Genomic DNA, 15,204 nt, shown 5'->3' on the forward strand with positions numbered 1-15,204 from the left:
CATTTTGTCCGAAAGCATAATACGATGTGCCTTTAGGAAGGGCTAACTCTAAGGTAGTGGCGGCTACGTCCATATGGGCGGCTGCCGCATGGGCAGGCAGTTTTTTACCGGCTACCGACGGCCCTATTAACACGAGTGGTACCGCCACCCGCTCATAATCAGACGGGGAAGGATCTAACGTCCATCTATCGGCATGATCACCGGTAATAATAAATAAACTGTTAGGATATTTGGCCATCATTTTTTCCACAAACTCGGCCAAATATTTATCAGCATATGCAAAATGCCACATACGATCCGCCGTCAATGATTTGTCGGCCGTTTGGGCAGGCAACATTTTTTCCAATGCATCCACAGACGGCAAATCAGGTTCGCGCGACATATCCACTTTATAGGGCGGATGATTAGAACTGGTCAAAATAAGAACTGGTCAAAATAAAGTTAAGGGACTTTTCGGGGCCTACTTTTTCGGCCACACCGTCCAAAAATTCGCGGTCGGGCACTCCCCACACGCCCCCTTCTCCGCCGAAATCAGCCGCATAAAAACTATCGTCAAATTGCTGGTTTTGCATAAACAAGCCCACGTTTTCCCACGAAGGAAACCCTCCGTAGAAAAATCGCGTTTTGTATCCGTTTTTACGCAGTTGCACCGACAGGGCCGTTTCATATGGTTTTTGGGCGGTGGGGCGGTTAGACGCCTGCAAATTGAGTTCAGCAATGCCTAATAAAACAGAGGTCAACCCGAATATCGTACCGTTAGACGCCGGTAAGAAATCGGACATCAGCACCGCGTCTGGTCGCTCCAACAGCCGCCGAACTCCTTGCGCCAACGGATAGGCCTTATATTCATCTAACAAGGGCCACATCATATACGTTTCGGCCACAAAGACAAAAATATGATCGGGCGGTTGTGTACTACCCTTTGCCGTACGCGCCAGCAACGGTAGCAAATCGGGGGCTGTATATTCGCTTTGCCCCATCAATCTAGCGGCCGCCACACGCACATCTTGGACGTTCAAATCTGATATGGTATCGCGAATATTCCGGTAAATGCGCCGTGCCCGGTACAAGGCCTGTATATCGTCTAAAATGGCCTCATTAAGCAAATGTTGTTTCATCCGCGCGGCATTCTTCCAATAAATAGATCCGTAATAAGTAAAACTTCCCCCCTTACGCACAAACACCGCAAATGCCGCAATAAAAATACAAATAATGACTATTGCGATCCATGGACGGCGTACCTTCAAAAACGGGCGTGAGAGTAACGGCGTCAGTTTTTTAAGCCACAGACGACATAATACACACAACACGGCTGTGCAGACAAATGCACCTATCGTACGCCATACGGCATTGTATTGGCTGATAGAGGTGCTGACAATCGCGCCCACATCATCATGAAATGTATTAAAAATAAACGGGCTAAACGCGTTATGAAATTCGTGGTAATACGGGATACGCATTTGAAACAATATAGACAAGATGAGTAACACCACGCACGTCCAAGCGAAGCGCACTTTCGGGCCGGGATATTTTAGAAAAGCCGCTTGCGCCAACGTAGCAAATACAAACGACGGCAAGATACACGCACCCGCCGTTTTTAGGCTAATACGCAACCCATACCACATAGTCAGCGCAATATCTCCTACCGGAGTATTAGGCGTCAGCAAATCAGCAAACACCCACAAGAATGCGGCACGGAAAACAGATAATACAACGAGCAAAAATACAAATATAAGCCCGTCTTGCACGAGATTTTGGATAAATAAAGAATAGCGGGAATTTTTCATCATCTTAAAACCGCAGCGTGGCAAGTGTTAGCAATTTTCCTTAATAGTTTGGGCCAAACGTTTCAAGCCTTCTACAATTTGCTCGTGAGTAGCGTACGAGAAATTAAGCCTCAAATCATTTTTGACGTTGGTATCCGGATAAAAATCTACCCCCGCCACATAAGCGACTTTACGTTCAATGGCTTTTGAAAGTAGGGCCATGGCGTCCATATGTTTGGGAAGTGTCAACCACAAGAAAAGTCCCCCTTCCGGGCGCGTCCATGAAACGCCTTTGGGCATTACTTCTTGCAAAGTTTTAAGCATTAAATCGCGTTTTTGGCGATAGGCCGCAATCAAGTCTTTAATATGCGCTTGCAAATGTCCGTTACGCAAGTAGGCGGCCGTAGCCACTTGCAACAGCGGCGACGTGCACAAATCAATGGCTTGTTTCAAAATCACAAATTTGCGGATAACTGTTTCCGGCCCGACGATAAAACCCAACCGAAAACCCGGCACAAGTATTTTGGAGAACGTAAACATAGTAATTACATTCCCGTTTCCGTTATCCAACGCGTAAAAAGTACGCGGAGATTTGCCTTCAAAACGAATTTGACGGTAAGGGGAGTCTTCCAAAATAAATGTATTGTATTTACGGGCAAGGGCTAAAATTTGCACGCGGCGTTCTTCAGGGATAGTCGTGCCGGTCGGGTTTTGGAAATCAGGCACGAGATAAATAAATTTACAGGGTTTGCCTTCTTTTTGCAAAAAGCGCAGTTTATTTTCAATATCTTCGGCAATGACTCCGTTTTCGTCGCTAGCGGCCCCTAAAATTTTAGCACCCGCGGCGTGAAAGGCTTGCAACGCCCCCAAATACGTTGGAGAAGCGGTAATAATATAATCACCCGGATTAACAAACGCACGAGAGGCCATATCTAACGCTTGTTGGGAAGCGGATACAATTAACAGTTGTTCGGGCCGCGCCGTAATATTTTCAGTTTCTAAAAGCAATTTAACAAGTTCGGTTTTGAGTTCGGCTTGCCCTTCGGTAGCCCCGTATTGCAACGAAACTTTGGGATCTGTTCCTACCACATCTTTCATAATCGCGGCAATTTCTTGCGCCGGGAACAAATCGGGCGACGGTAATCCTCCCGCGAATGAAATAATATCCGGTTGGGCAATCACCTTTAATAATTCACGTATTGCAGACGCTTTGGAACGACGCACGGCATCCGAATACAAAGAGGTATAATCCATTTTTTCTACTTCCTTTTACTTGATATATTCTACAATTTTAAGACTTAAATCTTTCGCGGGCACCGAGTGCGTAAGCGCACCCATAGAAATAACATCTACACCCGTTTTACAATACATTTCTAAATTCGTTTTATTGACGCCGCCGGATACTTCTATTAAAGCCCGCCCGGCGATTTCTTCTTTGCAACGCATAATCTCTTGCGGAGTCATATTATCCAACATAATAATATCAGCCCCGGCGGATAAAGCCTCTTTTACTTCATCTAAATTGGTTGTTTCCACTTCTACTTTAGGCGTATGCCCGATAACGGCTTTGATTTTGGCTACGGCTTTAGTAATAGAACCGGCAGCCGCAATGTGGTTATCTTTAATCATCACACTATCGGCTAAACTGATACGATGGTTACGCGCCCCGCCAATGCGTACGGCATACTTATCCAAACGGCGCATACCGGGTTGTGTTTTGCGGGTATCGGCAATCATTACCCCGTATTTGTTACCGATAGCGGCATATTCACGGGATGCCGTTGCAATACCGCTTAAGCGTTGCATAAAGTTTAAGGCAGTGCGTTCGGCTTTCAAAATAGAAAGCACCGGGCCGGACAATTCCAATACTTTTTCACCCTTTTTTACTTGATCGCCTTCTTGTTTAAGCGGCGTAAAAATGACTTGCGGATCCACGGCATTAAATACTTCTTTGGCCGTAGGCAAACCGCACAACACTAAATCTTCTTTAGCGGTAATTACCGCGCGGGCCTTGTCGGCGGGAGTAAAAATCGTATCCGAGGTAATATCTCCCAAACTTAAATCTTCTTCTAAAGCAAGTTCAATTATTTTGTCTAAAATCATTGGGCTAACTCAAACATTTTTTCAATAGATTTCCGGGCTTTGGCAGCAATCGTTTCGTCCACCTTGACGATTTGCTCCGCCCGCGGCTCCACCAATACTTCTAGCGTATTGATTAGCGAATTTTTCTTCATGTAAGCGCACATTCCAAACGGCCAAACGAATTGTTTATCCGGATGTTCCGCTTCCAACCGGTTCACTAAGCCTTGCTCGGTCAGCAAACCGAAAATCTTATCTTTTGAGGCGGCTACGTACGACGCCATTCCTTTGGTACTGCCCACATAATCACAAAGCGCACATACTTCGGGCGCACATTCCGGGTGGGCCAGCACGCGGATAGACGGATAATCTTTACGCAACCTTTCCACGTCGCCGGGGCGGAATTTATCATGCACACAGCACGAACCGCCGTCTGCAATAATTTTTTTAGGTGTACCGCGGCGTTTTAACTCAATAGATAAATTTTCCGCCATGAGCATATCGGGAACAAAAATCAGTTCGTCACCCGGCATCTTTTGGGCAATATCAAATACATTCCCCGATGTTACACACGCATCACACGCGGCTTTGACTTCGGCAGAACTGTTAATATAACACAACGCCGGCACACCGGGATGTTTAGCCCGTAGCGCACGCACTTGTTCCCCCGTAAGCGAATCGGCTAGCGAACAACCGGCTTTTCCCGCCGGAATAAGCACTTGTTTAGACGGGTTAATAATTTTAGCCGTTTCCGCCATAAACCATACGCCGGCAAACACAATGGTATCTGCCGATGATTCACGTGCTTTTAACGCGAGTTCGTATGAATCGCCCCGGAAGTCTGCCACACCGTACACCAAATCGGGCGTGGTATACGAATGGGCAAGAATCACCGCATTTTGCTCTTGTTTGAAACGGTTAATAGACAACGTGTACGGAGCGGCGGCTATACAGTCGTCAAGCGACCATTTTTCCGCCTTGGTTTTAGACACATTACGCAAAAGCCCATACAAACGTTGGGCTTCTTGCATAACAACTGCCTGTTTTTCCACCGTACGAAACATAGCGTCTCTTATTTCGTCGTTGTGCTGATGACAGAACCGTCTTTGGCGTAGGTGGTTGTAGTCGTAGTAGTGCTAGCCGGAATATTCGGCGCGGAATCTACGTAGTAAATGTTCGTTGTGTTGGTAACTTTTTTCTGTCTGGTGACTTTGCTGTTTGCAGCCACATCTGCCGATTTAGCAACAGCAGCAGCCGCTACTTTGGCTTGCGGTTTTTTAAGTTTTTCCGCCGGCGGCAAATAGGAAGAACCACAGGCTTGCAATTCATAATCGGATAAGGAATCGTAGTCGGAATCCGGGGCTAACATATTGTCAAATTCTTGGTCAATGATTTGGTATTTACCGTTTTTAGCATTAGCGGCATCGGCTTCGGACATGGTATAATAAACCGTTTTTCCGTCGGCAGAAGTACCGATAACATTGTTTGATTTAGCGCAAGCGGCTACACAAGCGGCGGCTGCGAGTAAAACGAAAACTTTTTTCATAAGGCTTTTCTCCTTAACACTAATTTATCCAACTATACAAATTTATTATACCATATTGGGCCCCTTTGGGATAACCCAAATCTCACTATATATTTAGTAAAAAGAACGTCACCCGAACAAGGGTGGCGTTCTTTTATCCGAATATATATCGTTTATTTACGTTTAACGCTTTTCTTTTTGGCGGGTTTTTTTACCGCTTTTTTGACGGCCTTTTTCGGTGCTGACTTTTTGGCCGTTTTTGTTCCCGTTGCTTTAGACTGTTTAGCCGCAAATTGCGCCCACCCTTCTAACGCCAACGGCAACACTTCATCCATATGTTTAACAGGAATGAGCGTTAAATCCTTGCGTACGCGCTCCGGAATTTCCGACACGTCTTTGGCGTTGGTGTGCGGGTACAAAATAGTTTTGACACCTTCGCGGTAGGCGGCTAAAAATTTCTCTTTAATTCCCCCCACCGGAAGCACGCGCCCCGTGATCGTTACTTCACCCGTCATGGCTAAATGTTTTTTAACGGGAAGTCCGGTCAGCAAACTCGTCAGAGCCGTTGTAATCACGCTACCTGCCGATGGGCCGTCTTTCGGTACAGCCCCTTCGGGGAAGTGTATGTGAAAGTCGGTCTTGTCAAAATCTACTTTTCCGCCGTACCCGCGGCTGCGTGCATAGGTAAGCGCGGCGCGGACAGATTCTTTCATCACGTTGCCGAGCATACCTGTTAAAATCAGTTGGCCTTTACCGGGCAATTTGGTGGCTTCAATAGACAGCGTTTCGCCGCCCACACTCGTCCAGGCCAGCCCCGTAGCAATACCGACACCGTTTTCTTCGGTAGCAAAATTAGCATACCGCGGCACACCCAAAAAATCGTGTAAGTTTTCTTTGGTTACCGTGACTTTCTTTTTGCCTTCCACAATCAGTTTGGCGGCTTTGCGGCAGAGCGAGCCGATTTCGCGGTCCAAATTACGCACGCCGGCCTCACGCACATACTCACGCATTAAAAGCGCTACGGCGTCGTGTTCAATTTCCACTTGCCCCGGTTTCAGTCCGTGCATTTTAAGTTGCTTGGGCAACAGATAATTTTTGACAATATCGTGTTTTTCATACTCGGTGTATCCGTCAAAATCAATAATTTCCAACCGGTCGCGTAGCGTAGACGGAATAGCCCCAAGCGAATTGGCCGTCGTAATAAACATCACTTTAGACACATCAAACGGCACGTCTAAAAAGTGATCGGTAAATTCTTTGTTTTGTTCGGGATCTAATAACTCCAGCAACGCCGCAGCGGGGTCTCCGCGCCAGTCCGAGCCCATCTTATCAATTTCATCCAACAAGAAAACGGGGTTGGAACTTTTGGCTTTGCTTAACCCTTGAATAATGCGACCCGGCATAGACCCGATATACGTGCGGCGATGGCCGCGGATTTCGCTTTCATCACGCACACCGCCCAAAGACATACGCACGAATTTGCGTCCGACTGCACGCGCAATAGACTTGGCGAGCGACGTCTTCCCCACGCCGGGTGCACCGGCAAAACATAACACCGGGCCGCGCAGGCCATTGGTCAGTTTGCTAACGGCCAAATACTCCAAAATACGGGTTTTCGGTTTTTCCAAGCCGAAGTGGTCTTCATCTAAAATTTGTTTGGCTTTTTTAAGATCCAGCACATCCTCGGTCGTTTTGTTCCAAGGCATATTGAGCAGCCAATCTAAATACGTGCGCGAAACCGTTGCTTCCGGCGAGAACGGTGCCATTTTGGAAAGGCGGTCTATTTCTTTTTCGGCCGCTTCTTTGGCGTGCAAAGGCAACCCGTTTTTTTTGATTTTGGCGCGCATGGCATCTAATTCTTTTTGGAAATCGTCCTTTTGGCTCAGTTCCTTTTGAATAGCCTTCATCTGCTCATTGAGATAATACTCTTTTTGGTTTTTTTCAATTTGCGCGCGGACTTTAGAATGGATTTTTTCTTCCAACCCCAAAATTTCCACTTCGCTGGTAATCAGTTTTAAGATTTTTTCCAAACGGTCTTTAACGTGTACGGCTTCCAAAATTTCTTGCCGTTTAGCGGTTTTGACCACCATATTAGAGGCAATCGTATCGGCCAATTTAGACGGATCATTGATTTGCCGCAAGAACGATACCCCTTCCACCGCAATCCGGCGTGAAACACGTGCATAGTGATCAAACTCATCTAACACTTTGCGCATGAGTGCTTGCACGACCGGCGAATTATCGTCTTCTTCTTCAATATATTCCACGTTGGCAAACCAGGCGCCGACGGCATTATTTATTTCCAAATGATTGACGCGCGCACGCACTAACCCTTGCAAGAAAATCTTTAACGAACCGTCGGGCATTTTCAAACTTTGCGTGACTTGTGCCATCACCCCGAAATGATAAATATCTTGTGCGCGGGGATCGTCAATTTCCGCGTCTTTTTGGGAAACGGCTAAAATGTATTTTTCGGGCGTGTTTAACGCAAGTTCCACCGCCGCTACCGATTTAGCGCGGTCTACCGATAAAGGCAAACTCATCCCGGGAAACATCACCACATCACGAATAGCAACCGCCGGAACGACCGTCGGCAAAGAAAGCGTTGTTTTTTTAATCTCTTCCATAAAAAATCTCCTTATGCGTCTGGGATACGCAAACGATTTTTCCCCCCGTTTGCGCGTTTAACATATTGTAACAAATTGTGTGAAAACTAGCAAGATTTTACCTTGATTGCTAATTTTAATTTATAAAGCAACACTTTTTCCGTCAATCATTTTTATTTATACAACAGGGCGCGGAATTGTGCTGTTTGATTTAGGCCTTTGAACATCCAACCTTTTTTGTCTTCTTGGTAGAGAGATTCCACATCTTTGAAATTGCGTTTAAGGGCTTTATCCAAATTGGCGTAGGCTTGTTTGCGGTCTTTTTTCCCTAACCAATATACTCCGGCCAAATTGATGTACGGCGTCGGCACGGAAGGTTCTAACGAAATAGCCGTTTCCAAATCTTTTTGGGCCGCGTTCCACTCTTTTAGGTGCATACGCACAAAGCCGCGGTTATTATACGGAATAGCCCATTTGGAATTGAGTTCTATGGCGTGGGTATAATCTTCTTCCGCGCGGTCATATTGACCAAGCTCTTCGTAGATAAGACCGCGGCGGTTATAAAAAATTGCCTCGGGCTGCAGCGAAAGCAACACGGTATAATCAGCCAACGAGGCTTCCAATTCGCCCATATCCTTATAGGCATTAGCACGGTAGCGGTACGCCGGAGCGAATGAATCGTCACGGTTGATAGATTTACTGAATGCGGAAACGGCTTCATCCAATTCGTTACGACCCAGATACACACGTCCGCGCCAATAATGTCCGGCAGAAGTATCCGCATCGGCGGAAGAATCTAATAAAGTGAGTGCTTTATCGTATCGATAAGCCCCAATATACGCAGGCATCATTTCCAATACGGACGCATTTTTCGGCAAGGTTGATCGCCCTTTTTCGTAATCAGATACGGCGGCTTCAAATTTGCCCAAGCGGAGTTGAACGCGTGCCCGTTCCAAATAAAATTTTTTATAAGAAGGTTTGAGCGAAATGGCCGTATTCAAATCGGTTAGTGCGGCTTGCCAACGCTGCATATCTTCATATAATAGGGCACGCGCATAATAGCGAAAGGGTTCTTTTGGACGCAAGTTAATTGTGCGGGTATAGTCATCCAAGGCGGCTTTATGTTTCCCAAGTGCTCGGTAAGCGTCCCCACGGTAATGGTAAGCATCCGCCAGTTTAGGCGATTTTTCTACCGCTTTGGTGAGAAGTTTAATTTGTTGTTGCGGATCGGGTTGGCGTTTTGCTTGCTTAAGTAACGCGACCCCACTTTGTCCCCAAAGTAGCGGTGAAATACTTAACAAGAAAAATATACCCAACAGTTTTTTCATAGTTCTATTATATAAACTCCTACGACAACATAAAACCTAACATTAAAAATAGGAGGATTCCCCCCACCCCATAAATCACCCATAATAAAAGTGTAGTGAATAAACGTAAATTCAAAAATACCGCCCCGACGATGCTGGCTTTACCTGCAAAAATTTTACTCACTTTAACGGTAGCCCCCGCCAGTTTGATAATACGCGCCGTCAATACTGCGCGCACTATTAACATAAGTACCCCCAAACACAGCACCATAAACCATCTGGGAAGTGCGGTAGGCGTACGCCTAGCCGATTGAAAAACTTCACGCACGCTTCCGCGCACGAGCACTTTGGCTTGATCTTTGGCGATGCCGTCTTGCAAATTTTCCACATGCGCGAGCAGATTGGCTTGCACCTTATCAATAATATCATCAATAAAATCTTCCCACGCTCCGCACGCCAAGTGTATGGCGTATATAAATGATGCAAGCAGCGCATAACCGAAACAAAATCCCCCTACCGTCACAAGTACCAGTAGAGACAAAACGGTTTTAACCGTTGAAGAAAAAGAAGATAACCATGAGAAGTACAGGGCCAAGCCACACAACAAAAAAAGTCCCAACCCGGCGACAACATGCGGTAAAAACACCCGGCGGAAAATTTGAACGGCGTAAAGAATGCCTTGGGTAAAGGCGGATGGGTTAGTCGTCATGACAACCACAATGCCCGCAACAGCCGTTGCACACGTGACCTTCGGCTTTGTGAACGCCGGGCACGCGGTCGGAAATTTTGACGACTTTGCCTAATTTTTTATCGTAAATATAAGTACCCGTAGTATTATTTTGGCTCATACGGGTATTATAGCAAGTTTAGAACACTAGACAAAAAATCAATATTAAATTTCATCAACAAAAGATTATCTTGTTAGTAAAAACAAGAAGGAATTATTGAGTAAAAAAATATTTTTTGAAAAGATTTAGAAAAAATGTTACAATAATTAGGTAGTAAAAAATGAGTTGTAAATTTTCCGCGCAAATGCGGCGAATAAAAAACTGATTTCCGCGCCCATAGCTCAATGGATAGAGTGTCAGCCTGCGGAGCTGAAGATACAAGTTCGATTCCTGTTGGGCGCACGTCTTAAGAAATTTCCGCTCTCTTTTTGAGAGCGGATTTTTTTATCATTTATCGACGACAAATCCCCAATTTTTACTCACTTTCCTAAAACCCGAAAAATCGCTCATTTTTGGCACAAAATGGCAGAATTTTGGACACTATAATTTTGCCATTTTCTCGACGAGGATTTCTAATTTGTCAGGCAAAAATGGTGTACAATTTGGACACTAAAAAAGAGCACAAAGCCAAAAGTTCGATTCCCAGTATAAATATAGAATTGTTTTAGTTCTCGACGAGAGCGTTAGCAACATAAGCAACATTATGTATCAAAAACTATAAAACCGCTCGGCAGAAAAATGGCAGAAAAATTCTTAAAGTTCTATGCCTATTATAGGAATCGAACTTGGTATTTTATTCTGCCATTCTACATACTTTTGGCAGAATAATTACTCTAGTTTAGGATTGGCTCTCCCTATGAATATCATATTCGGGGTGATGTTTTTTCATGCGTTTCTCATAATAAAATTTACCGATGTTGGAACCACCGCATACTTTCCGTATAAGATAATCCCACTCTTTTTCCGTAAGTGTCGCTTCCAACCTGTCTCGCTCTCTCAGGAACTCTTTGGTACTTAAAATAGGGCTAATGAATTGCTCTAGCACGAAGTGTTTCCTAACCCGCCATGGAGCATTATTATAAACTTCTTGCCAATACTCACTCCACTCCGGACCTAAACGCATTCTAGCCATTTTGTTTACTATCTTCTGTATTCTTGTGCTCATAAAAATACCTCCATGTGGTTGTATTATTTATCCCACAGAGAGGCAAAAGAAAACCCATCGTAAAGATGGGCTTAAATTCGTATATTCCCATCTTCCAAGCATTAGCACCTTGCCTTGCGGTAGGTTGCTGTGTAGTCATCGGGCTTGTCCCTCGTACACTCTCTATGGTAAGTATAGTATAGCAATTTTTAGTATCGCTTTGGTTTTATCCTTTAAAAACTGATTTCCTATGAAATTCGAGATATACTTTCCTGGCTTCAGTAATTGGTAATGCCTGAAAAAAATCATTGTCATGAATTCCTATACGTTTCCAATTTTGTGCAGAAATCCAGTTGGAAAGTTGGACATGTTTATCATCGGTAAAAGTGATAAATCCTCGATCAAACAATTTGTCATAAAGAGGAGAAAGCATAAAACCATTTTGTGGATCTATTTTTTCTTTATCGGTTGAAACAGCCCAGGGTTTAATATGGCTGGCAATCAATAAGCGGTCGTCGCTAATCATAGTAATTGGGCAGAAGGGGCATTCTTCTAGCAATAGCTCTCTGTACTTCCCCTGCCCAATGCGTGCTTTTCGGATTTCTTGATTTTTAGGACTTTCTTCTTGCTCATTCTCTTGGCCTTTATTAGCTACACCCTTTCCATAAATAAAAACCAAAGGCCCATTCTTCTTTTCCGCAATAGCATCAAAATCCACAAATAATTTCCAGTAAAAGAGTGAATGTCCACTGGAATCTTTAATTTCCATGGCGGAAATATAGCTTACTAAAGGAAGAGATAGTTCACGTATTAACTGATACCCAAAATCTGACGAGTTAATGTACCCCCGAGGACCTTGTATTTGAGTCTGATCGGTAACATTAAATGGAATGACTTCTGGTAAGGTTTGCACTTTCTTCATGCGCTCAGCCCATAACGTAGGAAATTCCTTTGCACCACGATAAGGTTGAGAAGGATGCATATATTCTTCTTTGAGTGTCTCCAAATACGTAATTAAATCTTTCTTCAAAACGAAACAAGGAGCCACAAATCCTGCTTTTCCAAAAAAGGATCGCATTTCTTCTTTGGTTCCAAAATAGAGTTTGCTTTCTCCATGGCCGCCACCTAATTTATTGTCTCCCAATACTATACAATCAGGAACAGTTACGATATGATCAAATAAATTTTCGACTTTAAAATTTTGTCCGTTTATTTGCATGATTCTACCCCATATTTGGTAATATCCATTTGTTTTAGTAAAGCTATTAAGACATCTACCACGATACTATTACCTGCTTGTTGATACATGGAAGTATCAGAAACCGCAATTTTGAACGAATCTCGGAAGCCCATTAGTCGCAAGCATTCCCGAGGAGTTAATTTGCGGATACGTCCCGTATGGGTAACATAATTATCAACGCCCGCACGATGCATTTTATGCATAGTTTGTAGCAGGGGGCGAGCGATATTCAAATCGGTTTTAACCGGAGTGCTGAAATTTTTGGTACCAGTGGACAGCACATATTTTTTCACTTTATCGGACAAATAGTATTTTTCTTCTACTTTTCTCACATCAAACACAAATTCATCGCTATCAATTTTTTCCTTGCCAATAGAGGGATGAAAAACAAAATCTCCATGCCAATTAAATTGCTGATTTCGTTTTTGGCAGAGTGCGATATCCCCATTTATTTGTGTATAGCGTTTATTGCGATTTTTATGACTTGTTACAAATTTGACTCCTTTATCTTTGAGAAAATATTTAGTGTCTATATAATCTTCCAAGAAGTCATACATTTTATATTTCAATGGAATCGGGGCTGGGTATTTAAATTTTGTGTCTTTGAGAAAACCAATACAGAAAACTCTTTCTCTATGTTGAGGAATGCCATAATCTTTGCTATTTAGAACTTGATAATATACATGGTATCCGCAGTATTCGGTAAATGTATTATATATTACATCCCAAGTGGTCCCTTTATCATGCGTTAGAATTCCTTGCACATTTTCAAAAATGAACACTTTAGGTTGACATTCCTTAACCACACGTGCAAATTCTCGAAACAAAGTACCTCTAGTATCTGCAAATCCTCTTCGTTTACCTACCATAGAAAACGCCTGACATGGGGCTCCACCAACGAATATATCAACTTTTCCACGGAAAGGTTTGGCATTAAAAGAACAGATATCTGAATGCCATTGTTTCTCAGTAATAGGGTAATTGGCGAAGTATGAAGTTTTACATTTCTCGTCAATATCTCCAGCAAATACAATTTCCGTAGATAATCCCAAGCGTTGAAATGCATGTTCTATAGCTCCGATACCACTGAACGATGTCGCCAAACGGATAGTCCGATTAGGATATTTGAAAGTTTTCTGCGTCCATATCGGTTGATTTGTATCAAGATTAGCGGGTGTATTTTGGATCATTTTCAATTTATTGTTCATATGATAACGGGTCTCTGTTTGTATTTTAGCAATTTAGCAGTATGAAAGAAAACATATTGCTGGACAATTAATCTTAATGTCAGGGAGAAAAGGGCACTAAATGCCCCAAAATCGGCCCACAAACGGGTTTTAGAGTCTCCCGCATTTGGCCCTTTTCAAACTCGTAGGGCCGAAATAGCAATACTTCGATGCGCTGTTGAAACTCGAACTATAAGACGATGGTAATATTTTCTCTGCCAAGGTCTAGATTACTATTGGCAAAGCAGGAAAATATATGGCAGAAAATTCGTACACGTCCGTCGGTAGTACGAGGCTTGTTGGGCGCACGTCTTAAAATATACCCGTTCTCCGTCGAGAGCGGGTTTTTTTCTTATACTTTTCCGACGACGTTCCCAAAAGCAAAAAACGCAAAAAAAGCAAAAAAGTGTATATTCTTAGTGGACCCTGTATGGTGTACAGTAAACGCTAAAATTCTTCTTTTTCTCGTCGAGAAAAGTGTAAATATACACGATTTTTCTGCAAACTATATCCGCACAACCTAAATTCCCGAAAATTTTTGTCATACTATAATTATTAGTTCTCGTCGAAGAAGTATAAAAACTACTAAAAAATTTTTCGAAAACTATGAATATACTGGGCACAGTTTGGACACTATAACGCTACGCTTTTCTTTGTTGTCCTGCAAAATCCTTGCGGCTTTTATTATGCCCAAACTACATACTTTTGGACACTATAAAACCTGCCAAAGTAAAGTGCGTTTACTCTAAAAAGAAAGTACCTCGTTATCTTCCGGGACATGTACATTAGACAGGCCCAAAGAACGGATATCTTGGCGCGTAACCGTTAAATGGCTGACGGTATCCATATGGCTGGCAATAATTTGTGCTTGCGGTATATAGGAGGCAAGATCTTCTATATCTTGCTTGTGCATAATCAAGCGTTCTCCATTGCCCACAAGTAAACTCGCTCCGCAGGCGTTAATAAGCACCACTTGGGGCTTGTAAGTGTCTAATGTATGCTTTACCTCTTCGCACCAAATTGTGTCGCCTGCCACGTAAAGCGTTTTTTCCGCAGAGTTCTTAAATACGATTCCCATGGCATCATAAGGCATGCCCATTTTTTCGCACATGGGTTTTACAATTTCTTTTCTCCCATGTTGACAAGGCGTTTTATAAAGAGTGATGCCTTCAAATAGAGTGCCTGACTCGGACAAAATACACACATTGGTAAATCCGTATTTTTCAATAATGGTTTTATCGGTTTGTGACTGCACAAAAAAGGGGATTTGCTTTTGGATATGATTGGCGGCCATCTCATCCCAATGATCGGGATGAACATGGGTCAAAATAACTGCATCTGCTTTTACAATTTCCGCTACCGGCAAAGGTAGTTCTACACGGGGTTGACGAACCTCACTATGAAAAGCCCCTGCAAAACCGGGCATGGCTTCTTTGGGTAGTAGCCAGGGATCCACTAAAAAAGTTTTTCCTGCATAGGTTATTTTAACGGTGGCATTGCGAATCTGATGAATTTGCATTACAATCTCCTTTATTTTATTGTAGCAATTATGGGGTTAATTAACTTTTTATTATGCCAACCTA

General features: G+C 43.5%; 14 protein-coding genes, 1 tRNA gene and 1 riboswitch. Of the genes, 1 reads left to right on the forward strand and 14 read right to left on the reverse strand.

Annotated elements, in window-relative coordinates; all coding sequences use genetic code 11:
• From ACQY3H_RS05970 to ACQY3H_RS06015, 10 genes are all read right to left on the reverse strand, one after another.
• Nucleotides 1-418, reverse strand: a 418-nt coding sequence (locus ACQY3H_RS05970) for a sulfatase-like hydrolase/transferase (RefSeq protein WP_428075666.1), incomplete at its 3' end; no start/stop codon positions are given.
• The gene (locus ACQY3H_RS05975) at nt 405-1,790 is read right to left on the reverse strand and encodes an LTA synthase family protein (RefSeq protein WP_428075667.1); all 1,386 of its coding nucleotides are present in this window, start codon (nt 1,788-1,790) and stop codon (nt 405-407) included. The genes ACQY3H_RS05975 and ACQY3H_RS05970, both read right to left, overlap by 14 nt.
• A gap of 24 nt (nt 1,791-1,814) precedes the next feature.
• A complete protein-coding gene (locus ACQY3H_RS05980; RefSeq protein WP_428075668.1) occupies nt 1,815-3,020 on the reverse strand; it encodes a PLP-dependent aminotransferase family protein in 1,206 nt (401 codons plus the stop codon).
• A gap of 15 nt (nt 3,021-3,035) precedes the next feature.
• On the reverse strand, nt 3,036-3,869 hold the full coding sequence (gene nadC / locus ACQY3H_RS05985; protein WP_428075669.1) for a carboxylating nicotinate-nucleotide diphosphorylase: 834 nt from the start codon (nt 3,867-3,869) through the stop codon (nt 3,036-3,038).
• Complete coding sequence (gene nadA / locus ACQY3H_RS05990; protein WP_428075670.1) at nt 3,866-4,909, reverse strand: quinolinate synthase NadA; 1,044 nt, start codon at nt 4,907-4,909, stop codon at nt 3,866-3,868. The genes nadC and nadA overlap by 4 nt, the downstream gene beginning before the upstream one ends.
• A gap of 8 nt (nt 4,910-4,917) precedes the next feature.
• Nucleotides 4,918-5,391 carry a hypothetical protein gene (locus ACQY3H_RS05995; protein WP_428075671.1) on the reverse strand — a complete coding sequence of 158 codons (474 nt, stop codon included), beginning with the start codon at nt 5,389-5,391 and terminating at the stop codon, nt 4,918-4,920.
• 152 nt (nt 5,392-5,543) lie between these two features.
• A complete protein-coding gene (lon, locus tag ACQY3H_RS06000) occupies nt 5,544-7,997 on the reverse strand; it encodes an endopeptidase La (protein ID WP_428075672.1) in 2,454 nt (817 codons plus the stop codon).
• A gap of 152 nt (nt 7,998-8,149) precedes the next feature.
• Nucleotides 8,150-9,304: a tetratricopeptide repeat protein gene (locus tag ACQY3H_RS06005; RefSeq protein ID WP_428075673.1), complete on the reverse strand. Its 1,155-nt coding sequence runs from the start codon at nt 9,302-9,304 to the stop codon at nt 8,150-8,152.
• A gap of 19 nt (nt 9,305-9,323) precedes the next feature.
• Entirely contained in the window at nt 9,324-9,992 is a 669-nt protein-coding gene (locus ACQY3H_RS06010; RefSeq protein ID WP_428075674.1) for a hypothetical protein, read from the reverse strand.
• A complete protein-coding gene (locus ACQY3H_RS06015) occupies nt 9,982-10,131 on the reverse strand; it encodes a hypothetical protein (RefSeq protein WP_428075675.1) in 150 nt (49 codons plus the stop codon). The genes ACQY3H_RS06010 and ACQY3H_RS06015 overlap by 11 nt, the downstream gene beginning before the upstream one ends.
• A gap of 210 nt (nt 10,132-10,341) precedes the next feature.
• On the opposite strand from ACQY3H_RS06015, the gene ACQY3H_RS06020 reads away from it, so the two are divergent.
• Nucleotides 10,342-10,413, forward strand: a tRNA-Arg gene (locus ACQY3H_RS06020).
• Nucleotides 10,414-10,849: 436 nt separating this feature from the next.
• Here the strand turns inward: ACQY3H_RS06020 and ACQY3H_RS06025 are convergent.
• The 4 genes from ACQY3H_RS06025 to ACQY3H_RS06040 form a co-directional block, all read right to left on the reverse strand.
• Nucleotides 10,850-11,143 carry a hypothetical protein gene (locus ACQY3H_RS06025; protein ID WP_428075676.1) on the reverse strand — a complete coding sequence of 98 codons (294 nt, stop codon included), beginning with the start codon at nt 11,141-11,143 and terminating at the stop codon, nt 10,850-10,852.
• A gap of 117 nt (nt 11,144-11,260) precedes the next feature.
• A riboswitch (SAM riboswitch) is annotated at nt 11,261-11,347 on the reverse strand.
• 34 nt (nt 11,348-11,381) lie between these two features.
• Nucleotides 11,382-12,374: an HNH endonuclease gene (locus ACQY3H_RS06030; protein WP_428075677.1), complete on the reverse strand. Its 993-nt coding sequence runs from the start codon at nt 12,372-12,374 to the stop codon at nt 11,382-11,384.
• Nucleotides 12,365-13,603 carry a DNA cytosine methyltransferase gene (locus ACQY3H_RS06035; protein ID WP_428075678.1) on the reverse strand — a complete coding sequence of 413 codons (1,239 nt, stop codon included), beginning with the start codon at nt 13,601-13,603 and terminating at the stop codon, nt 12,365-12,367. Before ACQY3H_RS06035 ends, ACQY3H_RS06030 begins: the two co-directional genes overlap by 10 nt.
• 763 nt (nt 13,604-14,366) lie before the next feature.
• Nucleotides 14,367-15,140, reverse strand: a complete 774-nt coding sequence (locus tag ACQY3H_RS06040) for an MBL fold metallo-hydrolase (protein WP_428075679.1) — start codon at nt 15,138-15,140, stop codon at nt 14,367-14,369.
• Nucleotides 15,141-15,204 lie beyond the last annotated feature (64 nt).

The sequence above is a fragment of the Candidatus Avelusimicrobium luingense genome, from assembly GCF_902757105.1.
Taxonomy (GTDB): domain Bacteria; phylum Elusimicrobiota; class Elusimicrobia; order Elusimicrobiales; family Elusimicrobiaceae; genus Avelusimicrobium; species Avelusimicrobium luingense.

What these genes read in the sequence shown, in the direction of transcription:
- ACQY3H_RS05975 (WP_428075667.1), bottom strand. Translation starts at nt 1,790, where the DNA reads ATGATGAAAAATTCCCGCTATTCTTTATTTATCCAAAATCTCGTGCAA.
- ACQY3H_RS05980 (WP_428075668.1), bottom strand. Translation starts at nt 3,020, where the DNA reads ATGGATTATACCTCTTTGTATTCGGATGCCGTGCGTCGTTCCAAAGCG.
- nadC (WP_428075669.1), bottom strand. Translation starts at nt 3,869, where the DNA reads ATGATTTTAGACAAAATAATTGAACTTGCTTTAGAAGAAGATTTAAGT.
- nadA (WP_428075670.1), bottom strand. Translation starts at nt 4,909, where the DNA reads ATGTTTCGTACGGTGGAAAAACAGGCAGTTGTTATGCAAGAAGCCCAA.
- ACQY3H_RS05995 (WP_428075671.1), bottom strand. Translation starts at nt 5,391, where the DNA reads ATGAAAAAAGTTTTCGTTTTACTCGCAGCCGCCGCTTGTGTAGCCGCT.
- lon (WP_428075672.1), bottom strand. Translation starts at nt 7,997, where the DNA reads ATGGAAGAGATTAAAAAAACAACGCTTTCTTTGCCGACGGTCGTTCCG.
- ACQY3H_RS06005 (WP_428075673.1), bottom strand. Translation starts at nt 9,304, where the DNA reads ATGAAAAAACTGTTGGGTATATTTTTCTTGTTAAGTATTTCACCGCTA.
- ACQY3H_RS06010 (WP_428075674.1), bottom strand. Translation starts at nt 9,992, where the DNA reads ATGACGACTAACCCATCCGCCTTTACCCAAGGCATTCTTTACGCCGTT.
- ACQY3H_RS06015 (WP_428075675.1), bottom strand. Translation starts at nt 10,131, where the DNA reads ATGAGCCAAAATAATACTACGGGTACTTATATTTACGATAAAAAATTA.
- ACQY3H_RS06025 (WP_428075676.1), bottom strand. Translation starts at nt 11,143, where the DNA reads ATGGCTAGAATGCGTTTAGGTCCGGAGTGGAGTGAGTATTGGCAAGAA.
- ACQY3H_RS06030 (WP_428075677.1), bottom strand. Translation starts at nt 12,374, where the DNA reads ATGCAAATAAACGGACAAAATTTTAAAGTCGAAAATTTATTTGATCAT.
- ACQY3H_RS06035 (WP_428075678.1), bottom strand. Translation starts at nt 13,603, where the DNA reads ATGAACAATAAATTGAAAATGATCCAAAATACACCCGCTAATCTTGAT.
- ACQY3H_RS06040 (WP_428075679.1), bottom strand. Translation starts at nt 15,140, where the DNA reads ATGCAAATTCATCAGATTCGCAATGCCACCGTTAAAATAACCTATGCA.